This is a genomic window from [Pantoea] beijingensis (genome assembly GCF_022647505.1).
Classification (GTDB): domain Bacteria; phylum Pseudomonadota; class Gammaproteobacteria; order Enterobacterales; family Enterobacteriaceae; genus Erwinia; species Erwinia beijingensis.
Genome location: NZ_CP071409.1, coordinates 3488192 through 3510637, shown reverse-complemented (window position 1 = coordinate 3510637; position 22446 = coordinate 3488192). Strand labels below are relative to the sequence as shown.

Annotated in this window: 19 protein-coding genes, 1 other RNA gene and 1 pseudogene; 16 read left to right on the top strand and 5 right to left on the bottom strand. The window is 44.8% G+C overall.

From position 1 onward, the window contains the following. Positions 1 to 13 precede the first annotated feature (13 nt). The 6 genes from J1C60_RS15855 (at position 14) to J1C60_RS15830 (ending at position 6868) form a co-directional block, all read left to right on the top strand. A complete protein-coding gene (locus tag J1C60_RS15855) occupies positions 14 to 661 on the top strand; it encodes a DUF4310 family protein (RefSeq protein ID WP_128179133.1) in 648 nt (215 codons plus the stop codon). A 50-nt stretch (positions 662 to 711) separates the two neighbouring features. Further along, positions 712 to 1845, top strand: a complete 1134-nt coding sequence (locus J1C60_RS15850) for an amidohydrolase/deacetylase family metallohydrolase (protein WP_128179132.1) — start codon at positions 712 to 714, stop codon at positions 1843 to 1845. After that, a complete protein-coding gene (locus J1C60_RS15845; RefSeq protein WP_128179131.1) occupies positions 1829 to 2950 on the top strand; it encodes a DgaE family pyridoxal phosphate-dependent ammonia lyase in 1122 nt (373 codons plus the stop codon). The genes J1C60_RS15850 and J1C60_RS15845 overlap by 17 nt, the downstream gene beginning before the upstream one ends. After that, on the top strand, positions 2947 to 3687 hold the full coding sequence (gene dagF / locus J1C60_RS15840) for a 2-dehydro-3-deoxy-phosphogluconate aldolase (RefSeq protein ID WP_128179130.1): 741 nt from the start codon (positions 2947 to 2949) through the stop codon (positions 3685 to 3687). Before J1C60_RS15845 ends, dagF begins: the two co-directional genes overlap by 4 nt. 37 nt (positions 3688 to 3724) lie before the next feature. Beyond that, positions 3725 to 4864 (top strand): lactonase family protein, encoded by a 1140-nt coding sequence (locus J1C60_RS15835; protein ID WP_128179129.1) that lies wholly within the window; start codon positions 3725 to 3727, stop codon positions 4862 to 4864. Positions 4865 to 4957: 93 nt separating this feature from the next. Further along, positions 4958 to 6868 (top strand): BglG family transcription antiterminator, encoded by a 1911-nt coding sequence (locus J1C60_RS15830; RefSeq protein ID WP_128179128.1) that lies wholly within the window; start codon positions 4958 to 4960, stop codon positions 6866 to 6868. A gap of 76 nt (positions 6869 to 6944) precedes the next feature. Here the strand turns inward: J1C60_RS15830 and J1C60_RS15825 are convergent, their stop codons facing one another. Next, the gene (locus J1C60_RS15825) at positions 6945 to 7619 is read right to left on the bottom strand and encodes a YecA/YgfB family protein (protein ID WP_128179127.1); all 675 of its coding nucleotides are present in this window, start codon (positions 7617 to 7619) and stop codon (positions 6945 to 6947) included. Positions 7620 to 8493: 874 nt separating this feature from the next. Here J1C60_RS15825 and J1C60_RS15820 point away from each other — a divergent pair. The 8 genes and pseudogenes from J1C60_RS15820 to J1C60_RS15785 all read left to right on the top strand — a co-directional run. Then, complete coding sequence (locus tag J1C60_RS15820) at positions 8494 to 9051, top strand: fimbrial protein (RefSeq protein ID WP_128179126.1); 558 nt, start codon at positions 8494 to 8496, stop codon at positions 9049 to 9051. A gap of 35 nt (positions 9052 to 9086) precedes the next feature. Further along, positions 9087 to 9800, top strand: coding sequence for a fimbrial biogenesis chaperone (locus J1C60_RS15815; protein WP_235859183.1), 714 nt, complete (start codon positions 9087 to 9089; stop codon positions 9798 to 9800). Between the two features lie 15 nt (positions 9801 to 9815). Continuing rightward, positions 9816 to 12296: a fimbria/pilus outer membrane usher protein gene (locus J1C60_RS15810; RefSeq protein WP_128179125.1), complete on the top strand. Its 2481-nt coding sequence runs from the start codon at positions 9816 to 9818 to the stop codon at positions 12294 to 12296. 13 nt (positions 12297 to 12309) lie between these two features. Further along, entirely contained in the window at positions 12310 to 12837 is a 528-nt protein-coding gene (locus J1C60_RS15805; RefSeq protein WP_128179124.1) for a fimbrial protein, read from the top strand. Next, entirely contained in the window at positions 12830 to 13351 is a 522-nt protein-coding gene (locus tag J1C60_RS15800) for a fimbrial protein (protein WP_128179123.1), read from the top strand. Before J1C60_RS15805 ends, J1C60_RS15800 begins: the two co-directional genes overlap by 8 nt. Further along, entirely contained in the window at positions 13344 to 13988 is a 645-nt protein-coding gene (locus J1C60_RS15795; protein WP_128179122.1) for a fimbrial biogenesis chaperone, read from the top strand. Before J1C60_RS15800 ends, J1C60_RS15795 begins: the two co-directional genes overlap by 8 nt. Positions 13989 to 13998: 10 nt before the next feature. After that, positions 13999 to 15072: a fimbrial protein gene (locus J1C60_RS15790; RefSeq protein WP_128179121.1), complete on the top strand. Its 1074-nt coding sequence runs from the start codon at positions 13999 to 14001 to the stop codon at positions 15070 to 15072. A gap of 49 nt (positions 15073 to 15121) precedes the next feature. Further along, positions 15122 to 15238, top strand: a pseudogene (locus J1C60_RS15785) (IS1 family transposase); the annotation flags it as partial. Between the two features lie 733 nt (positions 15239 to 15971). Here the strand turns inward: J1C60_RS15785 and fimZ are convergent. The 4 genes from fimZ to rsmI form a co-directional block, all read right to left on the bottom strand. After that, positions 15972 to 16604 carry a fimbria biosynthesis transcriptional regulator FimZ gene (fimZ, locus tag J1C60_RS15780; RefSeq protein ID WP_128179120.1) on the bottom strand — a complete coding sequence of 211 codons (633 nt, stop codon included), beginning with the start codon at positions 16602 to 16604 and terminating at the stop codon, positions 15972 to 15974. Between the two features lie 520 nt (positions 16605 to 17124). Then, entirely contained in the window at positions 17125 to 17847 is a 723-nt protein-coding gene (locus tag J1C60_RS15775) for a response regulator transcription factor (protein WP_128179119.1), read from the bottom strand. Positions 17848 to 18716: 869 nt separating this feature from the next. Beyond that, positions 18717 to 19097: RNase P RNA component class A (gene rnpB, locus J1C60_RS15770), an RNA gene on the bottom strand. 32 nt (positions 19098 to 19129) lie between these two features. Next, positions 19130 to 19993, bottom strand: coding sequence for a 16S rRNA (cytidine(1402)-2'-O)-methyltransferase (gene rsmI / locus J1C60_RS15765; RefSeq protein ID WP_128179118.1), 864 nt, complete (start codon positions 19991 to 19993; stop codon positions 19130 to 19132). Between the two features lie 62 nt (positions 19994 to 20055). Between rsmI and J1C60_RS15760 the strand changes: the two genes are divergently transcribed. Beyond that, the gene (locus J1C60_RS15760) at positions 20056 to 22089 is read left to right on the top strand and encodes a penicillin-binding protein activator (RefSeq protein ID WP_128179117.1); all 2034 of its coding nucleotides are present in this window, start codon (positions 20056 to 20058) and stop codon (positions 22087 to 22089) included. Beyond that, entirely contained in the window at positions 22047 to 22442 is a 396-nt protein-coding gene (locus J1C60_RS15755; RefSeq protein WP_128179116.1) for a YraN family protein, read from the top strand. Before J1C60_RS15760 ends, J1C60_RS15755 begins: the two co-directional genes overlap by 43 nt. Positions 22443 to 22446 lie beyond the last annotated feature (4 nt).

The window sequence follows — 22446 nt, the reverse complement described above, 5'->3', positions numbered from 1 at the left end:
GAGGACGATGGAAATGAGTGAAACAAAAAGCGGTTTTTGGTATGCCGACTGGTCATTCCCGATCTTTGTCGGATTGCTCTCTGCGGGCGTGTTTGCCGGTACGCATATGTACTATCTCTACGGTATCGGGGCATTTAACGAAGTGGCCTTCGTCTCAATGCTGAGAGCGGGCATTGATACCGGCGCTTATGGTGCGGTTGCGGCTTTCGGTGCAAGCTTTCTGTTTGCCCGCATTATTGAGGGGTCGCTGGTTGGGATCCTTGATATCGGTGGGGCGATTCAAACGGGCGTTGGCCTGGGCGTGCCTGCGTTACTGTTAGGCGCAGGCATTGTCTTTCCGGTCGCTAACTTTGCTGCCTCAATAGTGACCGGCCTGGTGATTGGGCTGGCCATTGGCTACCTCATCATTCTGGCGCGTAAATTTACGATCAACCAAAGCGATTCAACCTACGGTGCGGATGTCATGATGGGTGCAGGTAACGCGTCTGGTCGCTTTCTCGGGCCGCTGATTATCCTGTCGGCAATGGCGGCATCCATTCCCATTGGTCTTGGCTCACTGGTCGGTGCACTGCTGTTCTATCTCTGGAACAAACCGATCACCGGCGGCGCGATTCTCGGCGCGATGATCCTCGGCGCGCTTTTCCCGGTTGCTATCAGTTAACGGTGATCCCGGCTTGCTCATAAGGGTGAGCCGTCGTTCAAGGAGTTGTCATGTTCGATCTCATTATTCGCCGCGCGCGTCTTACCGATGAACGTGTGGTTGATATCGCACTACACGACGGCAAAATCGCCGCCATTGGCGAATTGCAAGACAAAGCGAAACAAGAACGCGATCTGGCCGGGCGTTACTACCTGAGTGCCGGCTGGATCGACTCCCATGTCCATTGCTATCCGAAATCGCCGATCTACCATGACGAAGCCGATGCTATCGGTGTGACCACCGGCGTTACTACCGTTGTGGATGCGGGCAGTACCGGCGCGGATGATATTGATGATTTTTACCAGCTCACGCGTAGTGCGAAAACTCAGGTTTACGCACTGCTGAATATCGCTCGTACGGGCATTGTGACGCAAAATGAACTGGCGGACATGACGCAGATCGATAAGGTCGGCGTACGGGACGCAGTACAGCGTTTGCCGCACTTTATCGTCGGTATTAAAGCGCGTATTAGCAGCAGCGTGGTGGGGCAAAATGGTATTAAGCCACTGCAACGTGCGAAAGAAATACAGCAGGAAAACGATAATCTGCCGCTGATGGTACACATTGGCAACAATCCCCCCAATCTGGATGAGATTGCTGATTTACTCACTTCAGGCGACATCATCACTCACTGCTATAACGGTAAACCCAACCGCATTCTGACGCCGGCTGGCGAGCTGCGGGCCTCCATCCATCAGGCGTTAAAACGTGGTGTTCGGCTTGATGTGGGGCACGGGAGCGCCAGTTTCAGCTTTGAGGTGGCGCGCGTGGCTATCGCGCAAGGTATTTTACCGGACACCATCAGTTCGGATATTTACTGCCGTAACCGTCTTCATGGGCCGGTGCATAACCTGGCCCATGTGATGTCGAAATTCTTTAGCGTGGGTATGACGCTGCCGCAGGTGATCGACTGTGTTACCCATAAAGCAGCGGAAGGTCTGCGTCTGAAAAGCAAAGGCCGGATCGAGCCCGGTTTTGATGCCGACCTGACTATTTTTACCATCAAAGAAGAAACTCGTCCGTTCGTTGATTCCGAAGGGGCAACCCTCCAGGGCGAGAAACATCTGGTACCCGTAGCGTCCGTTGTCGCGGGCCAGTGGGTTGTGACTGATGAAGGGAAAGCCAATCATGTCTTCAATTTATGAAAAATATAATTTAAAACAAGTTATTAACGCATCCGGCCGTATGACTATCCTGGGCGTTTCTACCCCGAGCTCGGATGTTGTCGATACCGTCAAATATGGCCTGAACCACTATTTCGAAATGAAAGACCTGGTGAATAAAACCGGTGCTTACATCGCGAAATTACTGAACGCGGAAAATGCCGTAGTGGTTTCCTGCGCTTCTGCCGGGATCGCTCAGTCGGTAGCGGCAGTCATCGTGAAGGATGACGACTGGCTGCTGGAAAACCTACACGCCGCGCCGCTGACCGTGCCACACGATATCGTTGTACCGAAAGGGCATAACGTCAATTTTGGCGCCCCGGTGGGCACGATGGTAACGATGGGGGGGGGACGCCTGGTTGAAGCGGGCTATGCCAACGAATGTTCAGCCGAGCAGCTTTCTGCGGCGATCACCCCGCAGACGGCCGCGATTCTTTATATCAAATCCCATCACTGTGTGCAGAAAAGTCATCTCAGCGTCGAACAGGCGGCTGTTGTGGCACGTAAGCATGGCGTCGCGCTGATCGTCGATGCTGCGGCAGAAGAAGATTTACAGTGTTACTACCAGTTCGGTGCCGATCTGGTGATTTACAGCGGCGCGAAGGCCATTGAAGGCCCTACCAGCGGGCTGGTGGTCGGTAAACATCAGTACGTTGAGTGGGTAAAACGTCAGTCAAATGGCATTGGTCGTGCGATGAAAGTTGGTAAGGAGGGGATCCTGGGCCTGACACAGGCGATTGAAAACTACCTGACCCGGGAAAAAGTGAGCGGGGCTGAAATGGTGGAAAAAATGACGCCATTTATCGACAGTCTGAACGCATTGAAGGGCGTCAGTGCACGCGTGGTATGGGATGCCGCCGGACGAGACATCGCACGAACGGAGATCCATTTTGATGAAGCCATTATTGGCCGCACGACAGGCGAACTGGTGCAGGCGCTAAAAACGGGCGAAATCGCGATCTATTTCCGTGGCTATAAGGCCAATGAAGGGATTGTTGAAGTTGATGTCCGTAGCGTAACGCCGGAACAACTTAATACCATTTATATTTGCATTAACGCTTTACTGGCCGGAGAGAAAAACGCATGACGCTTACCCCTAACTTTTATAAAAATCGCGTCTGCCTGAATGTACTTGCGGGATCGAAGGAGAACGCACGTGCGATCTGGCAGGCGGCTGAAGGTCATGTATTGGTGGGCGTATTGTCGAAAAATTATGGCACTGTCGACGAGGCGGTGACCGATATGCGTGAGTACGCGGCGCTGATCGACAATGCACTTTCTGTCGGACTGGGAGCGGGTGACCCGAATCAGTCAGCGATGGTCAGTGCCATTTCTGCGCAGGTGCAGCCTCAACACGTCAATCAGGTTTTTACCGGTGTTGGTCCAAGCCGTGCGCTGCTGGGACAGTCTGAGACGGTGGTGAACGGTTTGGTTTCGCCTACGGGTAAGCCGGGGCTGGTCAAAATCTCTACCGGCCCATTGAGTTCGCAAGCGGCTGAGGGGATCGTCCCGGTCGAAACAGCCATTGCGTTGCTAAAAGATATGGGCGGCAGCTCGATCAAATATTTCCCGATGGGCGGCCTGGCCTCGATCGACGAATTTAAGGCTGTCGCTGAAGCCTGCGCACGTCATGATTTCTGGTTGGAACCTACGGGTGGCATCGATCTGGAAAATTTTGAAACCATCCTGCAGATTGCGCTGGATGCGGGCGTGAGCAAAATCATTCCGCATATCTACAGTTCTATCATCGATAAAGCTTCTGGCGACACGCGCCCGGAAGATGTGGCTACGCTGCTGGCAATCACTAAAAAACTGCTGGCATAACAACGTGGGCCATACATTGGCCCCGGGTGAGGAAAATATGCGTAAATCGTTAATTTCTGTTTTCTCTATGGGGCTGATGGCGATGACACCCTTTTTTGCCCAGGCGCAATATGCCTATGTAGGAACCTATAACCCGAATGGTGAAGGGGTCTATCGCTTCCAGGTTGGTCCCGACGGCGCATTGAGCGATAAAAAATTGGTCAGTACGTTACCTAATGCGGCCCAGATGGCAATGGATACGCAGGGTAAGGTGCTGTATGTCGGCAGTGAAAGCCAGCCGGGCATGATTGCGGCTTATAAGATAGGCATGGATGGCGGCCTGACGTTACTGAATCAGGTGAGTTCGAAGGGGGCGGGGCCGGTTTATCTGTCCCTGACGCCAAACGGCAAGCACCTGCTGGTTGCTAACTATATCAGCGGAACCGTCGCGGTTTTGCCGGTGAATACCGACGGTAGCTTGAGTGAAGCCAGCGACAGCAAGCAGGATGAAGGTCCTGCGGGCGCAGGCAGACCCGTAGCTGCGGTAGAAGGCAGCTTTGCCATAAGCGACCATAACGGTCCGCACGCTCACATGATCGCCAGCGATCGTAGCGGAAAATTTGTTTTTGCGACCGATTTAGGACTGGATCGTATTTATCAATATCGCCTGAGCGATGATGGCAAACTGATGCCCAATAAACCTGCCTGGATCCCCGCTTCTTCTGAGGGGGCCGGTCCGCGGCACTTTGTTTTTCAGCACGATGGAAAAGGGATCTATCTGATTAATGAAGAGGCTTCGACGCTGACGCATTATGCTCTTGATGAAAAGCAGGGGACATTGTCTGAGAGGGCAACGGTCTCAGCACTGCCCGCGGGTTATAAAGGCACCAGTTTTGCCGCAGGGCTAATTATCGACAGTGCGGGTAAAAATTTGTATATCGCCAATCGGTTGCATAACAGCATTGCACATTTTGCTATCGAAGCGAGTGGTGCGCTGACGCATAAGGATGATATCTGGACGCGCGGTGATTACCCACGCACGCTTACCTTATCGCCGGATGGAAAATCCATTTATGTCATGAATCAGCGGAGTGATAATATTACGCGCTTTAGCGTAGACGGCGCCAGCGGTGAGCTGCTCTTCAGTGATGAATATACTGCGGTGGGCGCGCCTTCGGCGATGGTCCTGACTCCTTAGTATCGACCACAGTCAGTGGACAGATGAAAACAGGGCGATCGATTCGCCCTGTGTTATTTTGATAACAACTAACGTCAATGATGGATGAGTGATGTGAGATTTCCCAATCAACGACTGGCGCAGCTGTTTGACACGCTGCAAAACGAAACTCTGCCGCAGGATGAGCTGGCGCGGCGTTTTGCCGTTTCTACACGTACCGTACGGACTGATATTATCGCGTTGAACGAAATGCTGGCCCAACATGGAGCACATTTTGTTTTGAATCGTGGTGAAGGCTACCAGTTGAGAATTGATGACGCTGCGCGCTATGGACGTTTACTACAGGAGGCTCGCACGCATCTGCGCGTTCCTCGGACCTCGGCCGAGCGGGTGCACTATTTATTGACCCGTTTTCTTACTTCAGCCTTTTCGCTTAAGCTTGAGGACCTGGCGGAAGAGTGGTTTGTCAGTCGTGCCACGCTGCAAAGTGATATGGCTGAAGTGAGAGAATGGCTAAATCGGTATAACCTGGAAATTGAAACCAAGCCGCGTTATGGCATGAAGTTGTTTGGTAGCGAAGTCTCGATTCGTACCTGTTTAACCGATTTGCTATACCAGATTTCACAGGAAGAGAACGAAAGCCCACTGTTGAATCTTGAAGTACTCAACAGCGGGATGCTGATGACGCTGCAGCCGTTGCTGCATCAGTGTTTCTCGCGCTTTAACGTGAGAATGACCGATGACTGCGAACATTATCTGCGTCTCTACTGCGCGGTTGCAGTGAGGCGGATCAGTGAAGGGTACCCACTTTCGGATTTCAGCGCTGAGGATGTGGATGATGATGTGCGTGATGCTGCACGTCATATGATTAATTTGATGCGACCTATCACCGGAAAGGCAATCTCTCCTTCAGAAGAGGCCTACCTGCGGGTGAATATTGCCGCGCGCCGTGTGCAGGAGATTGCGCCCAGCGCCATCGGCCCGGACGACGGCGAGTCGCTGGTGGACTATATCCTTAGTTATATCAATAACCACTACAACTTCAATCTGCAGAACGATCCCCAACTGCGCGCTGATTTGCTTACCCATATCAAAACTATGATCACGCGGGTACGTTATCAGATACACATTCCTAATCCATTATTAGCCAATATCAAACAGCACTATCCCATGGCATATGATGTCACGCTGGCTGCGGTATCGAGTTGGGGGAAATACACCCCTTATGCGATCAGTGAAAATGAGATCGGCTTTCTGGTATTGCATATCGGTGTTGGGCTGGAACGGCACTACAACGTGGGCTATCAACGACATCCACAGGTTCTGTTGGTTTGTGATACCGGTAATTCAACGGTAAGGATGATCCAGGCGATGCTGATGCGCAAGTATCCACAAATCGAGGTAAAGAACATCGTCTCGCTGCGTGAGTATGAAGAGATGCAGAGTATTGATGAAGATTTTGTCATTTCCACTGCGCGCTTGAGTGAGAAGGGTAAACCCAGCGTGGTGATGTCACCTTTTCCTACTGAATACCAACTGGAACAAATTGGTAAGCTGGTGCTGGTTGATCGTACCAAACCTTATATGCTGGAAAAATTTTTTGATGAGAGCCATTTTCTCGTGATTGACCAGCCGATCGAGCGTTCACAGCTATTTCGTCAGTTGTGCGGTCATCTGGAGTTGGAAGGCTATGTTGATGAGCAGTTTTATCCTTCGGTAGAAGAGCGTGAAGCCATTGTCAGCACCATGCTGGGGGAAGGGATCGCGCTACCGCACTCATTGGGATTACTGGCGAAAAAGACCGTGGTCTATACCGTTCTGGCACCGCAGGGCATTGTCTGGGGGGATGAGGTGGCATATGTCATCTTCTTGCTGGCGATCAGTAAAACTGAATACGAAGAGGCAATGGCCATTTACGACCTGTTCGTTACCTTTATGCGAGAAAGGGCGATGATACGCCTGCGTGAAAGCGAGAACTTTGCCAGCTTTAAGGCCGTCGCGATGGATTGCCTGAGCCGGCTTTGAGTCGGGTTAGTTACGGTTAAAGCCCGCAGGCGCGACAACAATAATCGTCGCTGAGCCTGTTTCGGGCGCATATCTGTCAGTGCAGGCAACAGTGTTTGAATTTTTTCCCACTCCCGCAAGGGCAAGGGTCGTTGCGACCGACTTTAAGCTGAGCGCTCACCGGTGTAGCTTGCCGGGGTTCAGATGTCGGTGCGCGCAATGTCAGCCAGTGGTGATGCAGCTGTAGCGCCGCCGGGCCGATAGCCATTTGGCTCTGTTCAAACGCATCCTCCGTCATTTGCTCGAGTTTTGAAAAATTTTCTTCTCGTCCATGTAGCGCAATAGCATCCAGTTCGGACTGCATACTCTTTGGTAGCGCCGACCAGTCATCCAGCGCCACGCCGCGCATGTAACCAAAGCACCACTCTTCCACCACGGTATACTCTTTACCCTTGATAGTCCGATAGCCAAATAGCGGTGCAAACTGGTCCGGTACATAGCACAGCCTCTCAGCAATATCATTCATATGCTGGAATGTCAGGTTCATAAAGCGGGTCATCTCACTTTCATCAGACCAACCGGGATCATGCTTTTCACCTCCCCAAATTACTGGCAGCCATTGAGAGGGCGGGATCATATTGGGACCAGAGAGAATCGCAGTGAGCAGGCCGTCAAGCTCTGACACATCCAGCACTGAATCATCATTACCGCATTCCATCAACACATCATCCAGCCATTCCAGTTCTTCTTCGGTCAGTGGTCCGGTATTCATATTACGCTCCCTTGGGGGCTTTTGGGCACCGTGGTATCAGATAAAGGTGCCGCAGTATGCTGAGTTTACACCGATTAACCCACAGGTTAAGTCGATATACTGAAAAAAGGCAACACGATTACTTCCGGAATGGATAATTTGAACAACGTTAAAATCGATTGTAATAAATCGCAATCAGATACGTTATTGAGTGGATTAATAATACTGATGATGTTCATACCTTTTCCCACGTTTGTACAGCCGAGGAGAAAAATGATGGTTGTTTTCATCGAAAGCATGGTGCCGTTACATCATTAGCATTAAGGGTGACTTAATTTAACCATCGGTAAATTAATCCTGATATAAGCCGGAATTTATTTTCATGTGGGATGTCTATGCAAAAGGTGGAATAAAACGAAGGGGTTGGCATTAATTTTCACGACATATATTAAGTGTTTTTACCGAAGGTTTACTTTTATGCCTTTTTTCAACAAGGAAAAAACAATCTTAACATGAAAAAAACAATATTCTTGTTGGTGTTATTTGTTGTAACCTTATGATAATTAAGGCTTCTTATCTGGAAATAATCTTTTTTATTAATAAATTTTATAGATTTTTCTTAGGAATTATTAAGAAGTTTCCTTAGATATATGGGAAGGCTTTAGCTATCACTTAATTAGGATTTCACTTAAATTATCCACCTCGTTAAGCGATGAGGTGTTTGTGAAATAAATTTTAAATAATTTAAAAATAGGCATTGCGCGTTTAATTACAACCAACGGATTATTGTGTTGATAATTGATGTTACATCATGACATGTGGGAATTATACCAGTTGTCACATGTGATGGGGTCGCCCACAATCGCTATTATCATTCATATATAAGGATATAAACATGTTTATTAACAAAAAAATCACATTACTTTCTGCTGTACTGGCTACACTGATCTGCGGCGCAGCAAATGCAGCTGATCCAGAACCAACTCCAGTGAGCGTGAATGGCGGTAAGGTTACATTTAACGGAGAAGTAACTGCAGGAGCTTGTGCTGTTTCTGGATCAGATACCGATAAAATCGTTACTCTGGATACTGTAAAAACAAGTGTTTTTAAAGCAGCGGATCAGCTGGCTAATGCTAAAAAACCATTCACCATCAGTCTGGTTGATTGTAATACCGAAATTGCTAAAACAGTACAAATTACTTTTAGCGGCCAGACTGTCGAAGGTAAACCAGGTGTGTTATCCAATAACGCAGGTGCTGGTTCTGCAGAGAATGTAGGCCTGCAGTTATTTAATCCAAATGGTACTGCATTAAATGTTGGCACGATCAGTAATCCAGTGGCTGTGACAGGCAGTACTACTATCCCACTATCTGTAGATTACAAATCAACAGCAGCCACAGTAACTGCAGGTAAGGTTCAATCTGCTGCAAACTTCATGCTGACCTACAATTAATGTTAACTCTTTAAATTAAAGGTAATTGGTCAGACATGACCAATTACCTGTTTGGGGTAAATATGTTAAAAAAAATAGCGTTAATCACTCCTTTATTATTATGCTGTCATTCGGTAAATGCAGGTGGCGTTTCATTAGGAGCCACTCGGTTGATCTATCCGATTGATAAAAATCAAGCGACCCTGAAAGTTTATAACAGTGACAAGGATTCAAACTATCTTGTTCAGTCATGGGTAACAGATGAGAATGATAAAAAGGTGTCAGATTTTATCATCACGCCGCCCCTTTTTGTCATTCAGGCAAATACTGACAGTTTACTAAATGTAGTATACACAGGAGATAAAAATAAACTCTACAAGAACAAAGAGAAGTTATATTACCTGAACACTAAAGTCATTCCATCGCTAACGGAGGAAGAAAAAAAGATAGACAATGCGCTGTTAATTTCCACTACCACTAAAATAAAATTATTTACCAGGCCAACCAATATTGATGGAGATTCATTTACGTCATACGAAAAATTAAGGTGTAGCTATGAAAATAATAATTTGAAAATTAAAAACCCAACGCCATTTTATATGAACTTATCTTCATTAAGTATAAATGGAAAGGAAGTGCTACCTGCTGCAACTATTGCCCCGATGACTGAGTTCATGCTGAACACAAGCGATAAAAGTAAAAAATTAAAATTTAACTTTATCAATGATTATGGTGTTCAGATTAAAGATAAACAATGCAACTTTAATTAATCTGGAAATGATCTAATGCGAATGATGAAAGGATTCCTGTTTTTTACTTTTTTTTTAAATGTAAATTATTCATATTCGCAGGATTATTTTAATCCTCTCTTCCTGGGGTCTGATGTCGATTCTATCGAGGATCTTTCTTATATTGCTGCAGGAAACAATGTAACACCGGGTAAGTATTTCTTGAGTATAAATGTCGGGGATAGTTTCTTAGGCAGTATGGATGTGATCTTCAAAGAAGATAAAAAAAAGAAAGTTTCAGCATGTTTTACAAAGAAAATTATTGACATCATTCCTCTAAATAAGGATGCATCTGCCAAATTTGATGCAGTGTCTGATGAAAATACATGTATTAATATTTCAGATTATATTGATGACTTTAATTATGATGTTAACTTATCAAAACTTACATTGACACTACAAATACCGCAAGTTTACCTTAAATCGATTCGCTCAACATTAGCGAATGAAGCGGACTGGGATGATGGTATACCTGCACTAGTAACTAATTATAACGTTAATGGTTCCTACACGAAAAACAAAAAAATGGAAGATTATTCATCCACATTTTTTAGTGTTTCTAATAGATTGAATCTTGGTTCATGGCGATTTAATTCAAGTACGTATTACAATCAAAGTAAAACAGGTAACAAATCTAGCCATGAATGGAATTCTAATAACTTTTTTGCCACAAAAAACATTAATTCTATCAGATCAACGTTAACCATCGGACAAAGTGTTCTGGGATCAATGTTATTTGACTCAAATACCTATATTGGCGTGTCACTTGCCACATCTAATGAGATGCTGCCTGAAAGTGAAAGAGGCTATAGCCCAGTTATTAAAGGTGTTGCTGAAACACGATCAAAAATAACAATTAAACAAAATGATAACATTCTTTATCAGGAGTATATCAATCCTGGACCTTATAATATAGATAACTTGAACTCGGTAGGATCCAGTGGCGACTATGAGGTAGAATTAACCTCGGATCAAGGTTTGGTAACGAGGTATATCGTCCCTTATTCTTCACTGCCGAACTTATTACGTCATCGAAGATATAATTATTCAGTTTCCGCAGGGCAACTCGATATCTCATATGCAGAGAAAAGTAAATTTCTCCAGGGTACATTTGGCTATGGTTTACCCCTTGACACAACTGTGTATACCGGATACCAGATTGCAGATGACTATGCCGCTTTTGGCTTAGGTTTAGGAAAAGATATGGGTAATATTGGTGCTCTATCTTTAGATTCGATTCAGGCTAAGGCAACAATTAAAGGTAAAAATTACGTCGGAAATTCTTATCGAGTTTTATATGCAAAATCTTTCAGTGATACTGGAACAAACATTCAGTTAACGGGGTACCGCTATTCGACGTCTAATTACTACAGCCTGAGTGAAGCTAATTATCAAGACAGTGTTAAATATGATGCCGGTGATTACTTCTTCTATTCAAGAAGCGAGAGGAAGAAAAATAGTTTCCAGATCAATGTTTCTCAGAGTCTGGGTGATTATGGACAGTTATATTTATGGGGTAATGTGAATTCTTACTGGGGAACAGACACAAAATCTCAGAACACCCAGATTGGTTGGAATAAAACATTTACACAGTTAAATAATGTAAGTTTATCTGCTAATTATACCAAAACCAAATTTCGAAGCCTGAGCGATAATATGTTTTATCTGTCATTCTCAATGCCATTAACTAATGGCATTGAGAAAAATAGAATGTATTTGTCAAGCAGTACTAGCTATAACAATTCGAAATATAGCAATAACACTAGCTTGTATGGAAATGCGTTAGATAATAAATTTAATTATAATATTTATCAGTCTGTCAGCAATAACAATCAAGATAGATCTAATTTAAATGCACATTATAAAGCAAATGCTGCTGACATAAGCACAGGTACATCATTCACGGGCAATTCTAAAGAGTTTGACTATGGTGTGACAGGTTCTATGGTGATCCATCAGGGCGGAGTAGTTTTTGCCAGAGAAGCAAATGATACAGCAATTTTAGTTGAGGCTAAAGGTGCCGTAGGAGCACAGCTCGATAGAGTAGGAGAGAATATATCAATAGACCGTTTTGGCTATGCGCTTATTCCTTATGCAACGGCTTATCACTATAATGATGTTGCCTTGTCACCAGAATCATTTGGCACAGGTTATGATGTTGATGGGAAAATACTGAAAGTTGCCCCAACACGAGGAGCAATTAGCAAAGTTGTATTTGATGTACGTAAAGGTTATAACTTTTTAGCCTCTGTCAGTTATAAAGGCACACCGCTCAAGTTTGGCACTATTGTTACATCTGATGCTGACAGTTCAACGTCAATTGTTAATGATGACCACACGGTATACTTAACCGGTGTTCGAGCTGGAACTCAGTACACAGTAAAAGTAGATAATAATAATAAATGTAAGTTTACAATTAGTTATGATGAGAAAAAAGATATGGAAAGAATTAATAATGTAAGCTTGACATGTCAATAATTAAGGATGCATCATGGATAAAGTTACCAAGTTTTTTTTGACTTATCTGTTTTCTTTTTCAGCCTTTGCTGTAGATGTTACAGTTCACGTGAATGGTGGTATCCTGACACAGAGCTGTAATGTCTCTGGCCAGGATCTGATTAAAAATGTTAACTTCCCTGATTTGGATCCTAAAGATTTTAGTCAAAAAGGTGCTGTCAGTGCTGAGGAATCTGTTTCAATACACCTGGAAAATTGCACTGGTAATCTTAATAACATCACGTATAAGTTTTCAGGAGAGGCAGATGATTCTGATTCTTCGTTGTTAAAAGTCATAGGCAAAGGTGGTGCGACCGAAGGTGTTCTGGCAACCGGGTTGGCGATTGAGATTCTTAATGAAAAGAAAAAGACGATAGCTTTAAATACGGTTCAGGCTTTAAATGAAGTAATTACCAGTGCAACTTATACGTTGAATTTTTATCTTAGATATAAATCAACCAGCAGCAGTATAGGTCCTGGAGACGCATCTTCAATAGTCTATCTGGATATTTATTATGAATAAAATATCGCTCCTTCTTCTTGTCCTGACAATGACAGTACCAGTAATAAGCTTTAGTGAAGAAGTCACTATCAACATCAATGCCAATGTCATTGAACGCAGTTGCGCCATTTCAAATGACTCTATAAATGCGAATGTTGATTTACAAGCTGGCAATTTAAAAGGAAGTAAAATAGGCATCCCATTTGCTGGCTCTGCGTTTTCAATTAGTCTGGAGGATTGCCCTGAAAATATTTCTACGGCATATGTAACGTTTGCAGGCGCGAGTGATCCAGTGATGGGTAACTTATTGAAAAATATGGCTGAAACTGATGTTTCAGCCAATGGTGTTGCATTAGGGTTATATAATTTAGCATATAATAATATTGATATAAGAAATAATAAAGAAATATTAACTATAAATCATGGTCTGATAAAAAACACATTCGGTTTTCTTGCCTACTATGTAAGAGTAAGTGATGTTTTTTCTGCGGGAAAAGTATTAAGTATTGTTGATTTTGAGTTGGCTTATGATTAAGAGGCTCTTAATATTATTTTTTCTTTTTTATGCTAATAACGCATCCTGTGGCATATCTGTCGTTGGTACGCGTTTTATGATAAACAGTGAGATGAGTCATCTGAATATCAAAGTTGTCAATGACAACGAGAGCGATTACTTGATAAAAAGTACTTTAGATGATAACGATTATTTTGTCTCGCCCCCTCTTTTTTTACAGAAAAAGAATACTAGCAATCTGATTACTATTCTTCCTAAGGAAAAAAAACAGTATGATGAAGATAAGATAATTAATTTAACAATTACCGCCATACCAAGATCATCGGCAAATAATGATGTCGATTCAATTTCAATGGCTGTGAGGAGTCACTTTAAGATAATTTATCGTCATAAAGAACTTCATAACATACCATTGGATAAAATTAAATTAGTAAATGAAAATGATAGGTGCTCGATTGTTAATAATTCAGATTTTGTCCTCACGCTTTCATTGTCTGTGAAAAAAAATGATTTTAAATCGAGGTTATTTAATATAAGTCCATATAGTAAAACTCAACTGGATAATGAAAAATTAGATTCAAGTTGTAATGCTTGGGTAAGTTTTTATAATGAAGATAACGATATTATTGAAACTGTAAATATATCAAGAAAACAGTAAGGAATCCTATATGTATATAGATAAAAAAATATTATCTTTTCTAGTTCTTACCATGATTAATATTAATCAGGCATCAGCTTATCCTGAATTCGAAAAACCAATATTTGTCTCTATTCAATCGATTGATATTGCTGGTCCTGTAGATAACATGGATTACGGTACTGTCGTCTGGGCCACAGGTATGTGGACTGAGCCGTTATGTCGAAGTAGCGATGTAAATTATACACTTGGTAGTATCGTTTATGAGCCTATCGCAACGTGGACTGGACGTACCTATCAGGCGACTCCAGCGCACGTTCCTATTCCCTTATTTGAATCTGGTGTTACCGGATTTTACTTCTCACAGAAAGGCGGAAATGCCCGAGATCCAGCTCCCTTCAATTTTTACCCTTTACCCACCGCTCCTACAACCGTCTGGAGCGGCTATATTGAAAATGCAGCCCGAGTTGAAAAAGGTTTCGGAATGGTTTCAGGAATGAATCTTTACAAAGATGAACATCGAATTGATGGTGTAAATATAATACCGGTAAAGCGAATGTATCGATATTTGTGCAAAGATGACAGAGGTGCCACACAAGAGATATATAATTATGTCACTCGGCCTATATACATTAATAGCATTGTGCGCGGTTGTACACCTGACAAAGGTGCGGTTATCCTTGATATGGATAAAATAGCGCAAGGAACCGTTGAAAATGCAGATCCTTCAACGCTTTTAGGAACCAAACAATCCACATTTTCTTTAAAATGTGATCCTGATGTCAGGGTTTATATGTCGATTGTTGACTTGTCTGACACGAAAAATATATCAGATACTGCCAGCCTAACCCCTGATTCAACAGCCACGGGTGTGGGGTTTGCTGTAACTAGCGAGAATGGAACACGTTTACGATTCGGTCCGGATGGTTCCGCTGCTAATGTTCCAGGTCAGCAAAAGTACTATCTTCAATATTCAGGTACTATTCCCTCGAAAGATAACATTGTCAATGCGCGATTTGGTTTCAGTTATGTTCGTAAACCCGAGCAAGAAGTTAAGGCAGGTACAGCAAAAGCAGTTATCGGGATAACATATTCATATCAATGAATAGATGGCAATGCCTCTATTTAGCTGAATGGAGGTATAATCCTTGCTAATGAGCGTCAACCGGGAAAGTTATGCCAGAGAATTCCCGAAAGATAACCATCTGACAGGTAAAATATTTACCCACCGTATTGAGCGTAACGACCTGACGTTAAGAACTTGCATTAAGTGATTGTCCCGAAAAATCTGCTTCCCTAATTTCCAACGGGATGATTCAGCTGCTGCGGAAGTAGAGGCCGGTGGGCACTCCAGGAAATAAGCTCACGGGGGCCATTTAACGCCCAGTGTTATGTGCGTGTGGATTTAATTAAAGGGGCTGGCAATGAATAAGATGACTTATGCTAAGCACGCTATTCTATAGCGTCGGGGCCGGTAGCGTTTTCCTATTAGGGGCGATTAACATTGAATTGTATACAACATTGTTGACCTTACTTGTGTGGTGGAAACCAACAACACTGGCAAGATGGTTCAGTAGGTAATTTGGCCGACGAAACAATTACGCATCACCGATAGCCGGATTCCAGCCAGGTCATTTAGCCTCAATATAGTGGGATGCCCGCCAGTGGAACCGCATCCGCTACCTTCAGTACCGAGGGCGGATTTTTTGCACTTAGTAAGTAGTGCATGTACTGCTGTACTGCCATGAACATTGCCATCAAACTGCTTAATGAGGGGAAGACACATCTTTTGCTGAATACTGCCTGTAATGAGGTACAGATTGATGCCCTGGGAGATGCAACACTAAATTTCTGGGCCAACTACATTACGATAGCGGTAATGCATCTCCTGGCAGAGCCGATGCAGATGCGACTTTCGTCATCAATTACAATTAAATCGCCCGCTGTTTTTGCAAAAAAACGGGAGAGATTCCCGACTTTTTGCATCGTCTGACCCGTTTTACCCTACAACATTTCGTTCGCCTTGGCGTAATCAATAAGCTCTACAATTGATTTGATCCCTAGCTTGGAAAATATATTGGCCTTATGGGCGCTTATCGTCTTGTTGCTGAGTAATAATTGCTCGGCAATTTTTTTATTTGACATACCCTGTGCCAGGTAACGTAGTACGGTCACTTCACGATTGGATAACAGCATATCATCCGGCGAAGCATTCCGGAGTTTGTGATTATTGATAAGTTTCAGCATTTTCGATGGAAAAAAAGAATAACCAGCCAGCAGCATTTTTACTGCGTCATAGATATCTTCCTGTTTTTTACGCTTACTCACAAAACCATCCGCACCGGCTTGGATAGCACGTTTTGCGTAAAATGTTTCAGATTTAGACGCTAAGAAAAGGATTTTTGTCTCTTCCTGGTTGGTTTTGATTCTTTTTATTAAAGTGAAAACATCAGTGTCGGGTAATTCAATATTGAGAATCACCAGATCAACCAGATTGCCTCTCATATAGTCGATGACATCCCTGCCATTATCTGTTTTCAACACAACATTGATGTTGTGGTTTTCTTGCAACAGGATTTCTATCGACATTCTGACAATTGGGTGTTCATCCATAATAATAACTGATGCCGGTTTCATTTTTTTTCTCGATTGTTTGATAAAACATTGCTTTGCGCAATGCAAGTAATAAACAGTGAGCTGTGGTTACCGACCTTGTTGCGGAAACCTCCATGTTTAAATGACTACTTCAATTTTTAAGATATCTCATAAAGATTTGAATATGAATTCTATGAGAGTCTTGAGAAATTAGTGTCATAAAAGGATTATACAGTTGATATCCGGTAGGAACAGTCCTGTATAACGACTAAAGAACCATTTAAATATTAAATGCTGTTTTTTTGTTTTAAATTAGTCATTTAAAGGGTTAATATCTTTTTTTTGCATTTTTTGAGTGTTAAGATTTATTCCTTTGATTTTAAATGATATTTAATGCTAAATGTTATAAAATAGTTCACAATCGGGCGTTAAAAGCCGCTAAACGAGGTGTGGTTTCCAGGAATAGTTCTACCTGTCAGCAAGTTGGCTGTTTTTAACTCGTTTTAAATGTGCAAATTCAGTAAGCTCAATAATAACCCTGGTATAAATCGTGTTAATTTATTCAAGGCAGAGTTGCACTCGCAAAGGAAATTTCATAAAGCAGGTGAACAAGCTTATGCCGATTATCCAGCAACAGGCGAGCTAACAGCGCATTAAAGATATATATGATGTGATGGTAAGGTTTATCTAAAAAAGCCGCGATAGATTTTAATGATTCTCCCCGACTGAACGCCAATAAGATCGCCCATTCTTTGGATGAGAAACGCGGAACGTTGTTAACTTGGGGCGTATGATTGTCATTGAGGCTACTCAGTGCCTTCTTTAATACAACTGGTGGTACACGACGTTCAATGACCTGGCACTCAACGGCCAACTGAATAAATCGCACGATCTCGGGTTTCCGCCCGGCAGTGAGCAATGTTATCTGATATTGAGGAATGGCATTTCGCTGTTGCCGGATATCATTCAGCATACGAAGCGTAGGGGTTTCAAGGCTATCGAGATCGATAATCAGACGCGTATTGGAAGACGTTGTCGGATGTTTCATGGCTTCACTCAACGATGGGAAAACCTGAATATGTAAATGAGAAAAAATCAGATCGGTAATCGTATTGCTGAGAAAATTATCACGCGATACCAGGACGGTGTCCGCTTTTTTTTGCTTGTGGCCTCCTGTTAACTGCTGCTGTAGATGCTCAAATTGATCAACAAAAGGAGGGGTAATCTGGCTGGATGAAGGGTCAAAATATTCGGCCGCACCGCGGCGACGTCTAACTCGTCTCATAACTGCACACATAAACTCTCTCATGGTAATGCTGGTTCGGCATACAAGTGTCAGGGTTATTTAGCCATAAAAATCCTTGCTCATGTTTCTCGCCAACCTGGCTGACATTATATAAAGTGTTTTTTTGGTTTAAATGCTAATAAATAACTGACTAAAAGTTATAATGATATGTGACATCAAGAAGATATAAATTGAACTTCTGCAGCTTTAACTTTGAGTTAAAACCACACTAATACTAATGGCTTAGTCTCGTGAAATGCCAATGACCACTGAAATACTCACTGTTTTACACCTGCAGTGAATGTTTTAATGAGTTAAACACACTGACTTACTTGGTTATGAAATAATAAAATTTATTTATAAAAGTTGCTTATCTTTATTTTGTTGCTAATTGTAATGTTATTTTGGGAGAGAGATGTGTTTTATTGTTATAGCTAGTTTGCATAAGAATCCATTAAATATGCATCGGTGAAGAATTCTGGTTTTTTTTTGAGAAAAAATCTGAATGACGCGGATATGCTTAAAAATATTGATGAATAATTATACTGGATTACTGCATATTAACATTTTTTAATGTTTTTATTTATTTAACAAATTGAAAGCTATTGTTACGTTTTTTTGTCTTTAGTTGCAGTTATTTTAATGTATTTCAATTTATTGTCAGCAGCATTAAGCGGTAATGATCCTTAATATTGTTTGTTATAGCAAAACGCCCGCAAGGTTTTCGCCATGCCATGTGTGGTGTTCTGTGCTGAATGAGAGAGGGTGGCCGGTAAGGCGCGTACTTTTGTCAGGAGCGTGGTGGACAATGATTTCACTGCCTGATGCTCAGATAACAAAAACCCCGCCGGAGCGGGGTTCTGTGAATGAGTTGAAGCTGACCGGTAAGCCGGGTTCTGTCGAGGACAATCATTCATCTAGGCCAGCAATCGCTCACTGGCTCAAGCAGCCTACCCGGGTTCAGTACGGGCCGTACCTGGTGAACCCCTATTTGGCCTTGCTCCGGGTGGAGTTTACCGTGCCACGAACTGTTACCAGTCGCGCGGTGCGCTCTTACCGCACCCTTTCACCCTTACCTGATCCTCTCAAAGAGAGGCCATCGGCGGTTTGCTCTCTGTTGCACTGGTCGTAGGCTTGCGCCTCCCAGGCGTTACCTGGCACCCTGCCCTATGGAGCCCGGACTTTCCTCCCCTTTATCTGTCTCCCCCGAAGGAGGACGGCAATAAAGCGGCGATTGTCTGGTCAGCTTCGGCGCGGATAATAGGGTATTCAGTGCGCTTTGTCACCCCTCTTGCTGCTCCAGCGCATATTTATACAGCGCATTTTTTTTCACGCCGTGAATTTCCGCTGCCAGCGCGGCGGCTTTTTTTAACGGCAACTCCGCCTGAAGCATTGCCAGCGTGCGTAATGCTTCAGGTGGGAGAGCGTTTTCTTGCGCTTTAAAGCCCTCAATAATTAATACCATTTCACCTTTACGACGATTTTCGTCCTCTTTTACCCAAGCCAGTAGTTCACCAATCGGCGCTCCCTGAATGGATTCCCAGGTTTTGGTCATTTCACGGGCCAGTACGACATAACGATCGCGGCCGAGAACCGTCTCGATATCCTGCAAACTGTCGAGCAGGCGATGGGTAGATTCGTAAAAAATAAGCGTGCGCGGTTCCTGCTCCAGTGCGCGTAATGCATCACAACGACCTTTACTTTTTGCTGGGAGGAACCCTTCATAGCAGAAGCGATCCGATGGTAATCCTGCCGCGCTTAGCGCCGTAATTGCAGCACAGGCCCCGGGCAGTGGCACTACGCGAATACCGGCCTCGCGACAGCGTCGCACCAAATGGTAGCCGGGATCGTTAATTAAGGGCGTGCCAGCATCAGAAACTAGCGCTATGCTTTGACCTTCCTGCAGCCTGGTTAACAACTGCTCGGCTTTCTGTTGTTCGTTATGATCGTGGAGTGCGAACAGGCGCGCATTGATGGCGAAATGTTGTAGCAACAGTCCGGTATGACGTGTATCTTCCGCAGCGATCAGATCAACGCTCGTAAGCACCGTTAATGCACGTTGGGTGATGTCACCCAGATTACCAATCGGTGTCGGGACGATGTAGAGCGTGCTGGCAGAAATATCTGTCCGATCGAGTTGTTTCATTGTTTCATCCGAATTGCCGATTTAATATTGAGCATCTTGAAAAAAACATCACTGGATACAGTATGCTTCCTTCAAAAGTCGTTCGTAATAAAGCAGGACGCTTCGTGCCTGTTCTCCTGGCCGCGCTAATCTTAGCAGCTTGTACCGGTCAGGCCCCCCAAACGCCGCAGGTAAATATTCAGGGACCTGCCACAGGCACATCCGACTACTATTTGCAGCAGGTGCAACAAAGCTCAAATGATAGCAAGGCTGACTGGCAATTACTTGCCATACGTGCCTTGCTGAATGAAGGGAAAATCCCACAGGCTAATCAGCAACTAGGTCAGTTATCACAAAATCTGAGTGATACCCAGCGACAAGAACTACAACTATTGACCGCGCAGCTGCAACTTGCCGGTAATGATACAGGCAGCGCACAAGGCACGCTTGATAATCTGGACCTCTCTTCGTTGTCGAAAGATCAGCAGGCGCGCTACTACAGTTTGCTCATTGTTGCCAGTCAGGGGCGTCCATCGCTGGAAGTTCTGCGTGCTTATATTGCACAGGAACCACTGCTCAAAGGTGAAGAACATCAGAAAAATATTGATGCGACATGGCAGTCACTGGCGCAGATGACGCAGGAGCAGGCGAATAATCTGGTGATCAATGCCGATGAAAATACGCTGCAAGGCTGGTTGGACCTTTTCGGGGTCTATATGGCGAACCGTAACGATCCAGACATGTTAAAGGCGGGGATTGCCGACTGGCAAAAACGCTACCCGCAGAATCCGGCGGCGAAGAATTTGCCTCGGACGCTTGGCCAGATTCAGAATCTTCAGCCAGGTGCTGCAGGAAAAATTGCCCTGTTTCTGCCGCTAAATGGTCAGGCGCAGGTTTTTGCAAATGCAATTCAAAAAGGCTTTAACGACGCTAAAAATGGGGTGCTTAATGCAGCGCCTCAGCCAACGGCTGCACAAGCGACGTCAGCGTCGCAGAGTACACCACCGGACGGCAACGCCGGAAATGATCCTAACGTGGTGGTCAGCCCTGCAGCAGCCGATATCGGCAATCAGCAAAATGTCGATACGCCGACCGAGCGGACTGAGCCCGGCGTCAGCGAAATCGCTACCGCACCGGCCAGCAATCTAGATGTCAAAGTTTATGATACCAGCGCACAGCCATTACCCCAGCTATTGGCCCAGGCGCAACAAGAGGGGGCCACGCTGGTCGTGGGACCATTGCTGAAAAACGATGTTGAGCAACTGGCCGCAAGCCAGACACCTCTCAACGTGCTGGCGCTGAATGAGCCAGGAAATATCCAGAACCATCCGAATTTCTGCTATTTTGCACTTTCGCCTGAAGACGAAGCACGTGATGCTGCGCATCATATCTGGGAGCAGGGTAAGCGAGTTCCACTATTGCTGGTGCCGCGCAGTTCATTAGGCGATCGTGTTAGCACAGCCTTTGCACAAGAGTGGCAGAAGCTTGGAGGCAGTATGGTTCAGCAACAGAAATTTGGTTCAACTGCCGAACTCAAGCAGGGAATTAACAGTGGAGCGGGTATCAGCCTGAACGGCACGCCCGTTAATGTTCAATCTGCGCAGTCTCAGGATGTCAGCATTGCTGGTCTGACGATCCCGGCTCCGCAAAGCAGTGAACCAGCTCCGGCATCCAGTGGTAGCGTCGATGCGACCTATATTGTGGCGACCCAGGACGAACTGCAACTGATCAAACCGATGATCGCCATGCGTGTCAGCAGTCGCAGTAACGTCTCGTTATACGCCAGTTCTCGCAGTTTCCAGGCGGGCGCAGGTCCGGATTATCGTCTGGAGATGGAAGGATTACAGTTTAGCGATATTCCTCTGCTTACCGGTGCGAATCCGTCACTGATGCAGCAGGCAGCGCGTAGCTTCAATAATGATTACTCGCTGGTGCGTCTGTATGCGATGGGCATTGATGCCTGGACGTTGGCGAATCACTTTAGCGAAATGCGCCAACTACCCGGTTTCCAGATGAATGGCAATACCGGTAATTTGAGCGCGACTCAGGACTGTGTTATCAACAGGAAGTTGACATGGAGCCAGTATCGTCAGGGACAAATCGTTTCGGCGCGTTAAGCACGGTGCAGAAAGGGGCGGACTATGAATTAATCGCTCGCCGTTATCTGCAGCAGGCCGGATTGATTTTTGAAGCCGCTAATGTGCGCTTTCGTGGCGGCGAACTTGATCTCATTATGCGTGATAAGCGGCGATGGGTATTTGTTGAGGTTCGCTACCGCCGTCATGCACATTTTGGGGGGGCTGCCGCCAGTGTGACGCCACAAAAGCAGCAACGGTTGCTGCGTGCGGCGGCGCTCTGGCTGGCAGCGCGCGGGGCCAGTTTTGATACGGTCGACTGCCGTTTTGACGTAGTCGCCATCACCGGGGATCAGCTTGAGTGGTTGCCCGATGCGTTTAATGCAGATGTTTAAAGCC

Coding starts and splice junctions, on each gene's coding strand:
- J1C60_RS15855 (WP_128179133.1), top strand. CDS start 14: ATGAGTGAAACAAAAAGCGGTTTTTGGTATGCCGACTGGTCATTCCCG.
- J1C60_RS15850 (WP_128179132.1), top strand. CDS start 712: ATGTTCGATCTCATTATTCGCCGCGCGCGTCTTACCGATGAACGTGTG.
- J1C60_RS15845 (WP_128179131.1), top strand. CDS start 1,829: ATGTCTTCAATTTATGAAAAATATAATTTAAAACAAGTTATTAACGCA.
- dagF (WP_128179130.1), top strand. CDS start 2,947: ATGACGCTTACCCCTAACTTTTATAAAAATCGCGTCTGCCTGAATGTA.
- J1C60_RS15835 (WP_128179129.1), top strand. CDS start 3,725: ATGCGTAAATCGTTAATTTCTGTTTTCTCTATGGGGCTGATGGCGATG.
- J1C60_RS15825 (WP_128179127.1), bottom strand. CDS start 7,619: ATGAATACCGGACCACTGACCGAAGAAGAACTGGAATGGCTGGATGAT.
- J1C60_RS15820 (WP_128179126.1), top strand. CDS start 8,494: ATGTTTATTAACAAAAAAATCACATTACTTTCTGCTGTACTGGCTACA.
- J1C60_RS15815 (WP_235859183.1), top strand. CDS start 9,087: ATGACCAATTACCTGTTTGGGGTAAATATGTTAAAAAAAATAGCGTTA.
- J1C60_RS15810 (WP_128179125.1), top strand. CDS start 9,816: ATGCGAATGATGAAAGGATTCCTGTTTTTTACTTTTTTTTTAAATGTA.
- J1C60_RS15805 (WP_128179124.1), top strand. CDS start 12,310: ATGGATAAAGTTACCAAGTTTTTTTTGACTTATCTGTTTTCTTTTTCA.
- J1C60_RS15800 (WP_128179123.1), top strand. CDS start 12,830: ATGAATAAAATATCGCTCCTTCTTCTTGTCCTGACAATGACAGTACCA.
- J1C60_RS15795 (WP_128179122.1), top strand. CDS start 13,344: ATGATTAAGAGGCTCTTAATATTATTTTTTCTTTTTTATGCTAATAAC.
- J1C60_RS15790 (WP_128179121.1), top strand. CDS start 13,999: ATGTATATAGATAAAAAAATATTATCTTTTCTAGTTCTTACCATGATT.
- fimZ (WP_128179120.1), bottom strand. CDS start 16,604: ATGAAACCGGCATCAGTTATTATTATGGATGAACACCCAATTGTCAGA.
- J1C60_RS15775 (WP_128179119.1), bottom strand. CDS start 17,847: ATGAGACGAGTTAGACGTCGCCGCGGTGCGGCCGAATATTTTGACCCT.
- rsmI (WP_128179118.1), bottom strand. CDS start 19,993: ATGAAACAACTCGATCGGACAGATATTTCTGCCAGCACGCTCTACATC.
- J1C60_RS15760 (WP_128179117.1), top strand. CDS start 20,056: ATGCTTCCTTCAAAAGTCGTTCGTAATAAAGCAGGACGCTTCGTGCCT.
- J1C60_RS15755 (WP_128179116.1), top strand. CDS start 22,047: ATGGAGCCAGTATCGTCAGGGACAAATCGTTTCGGCGCGTTAAGCACG.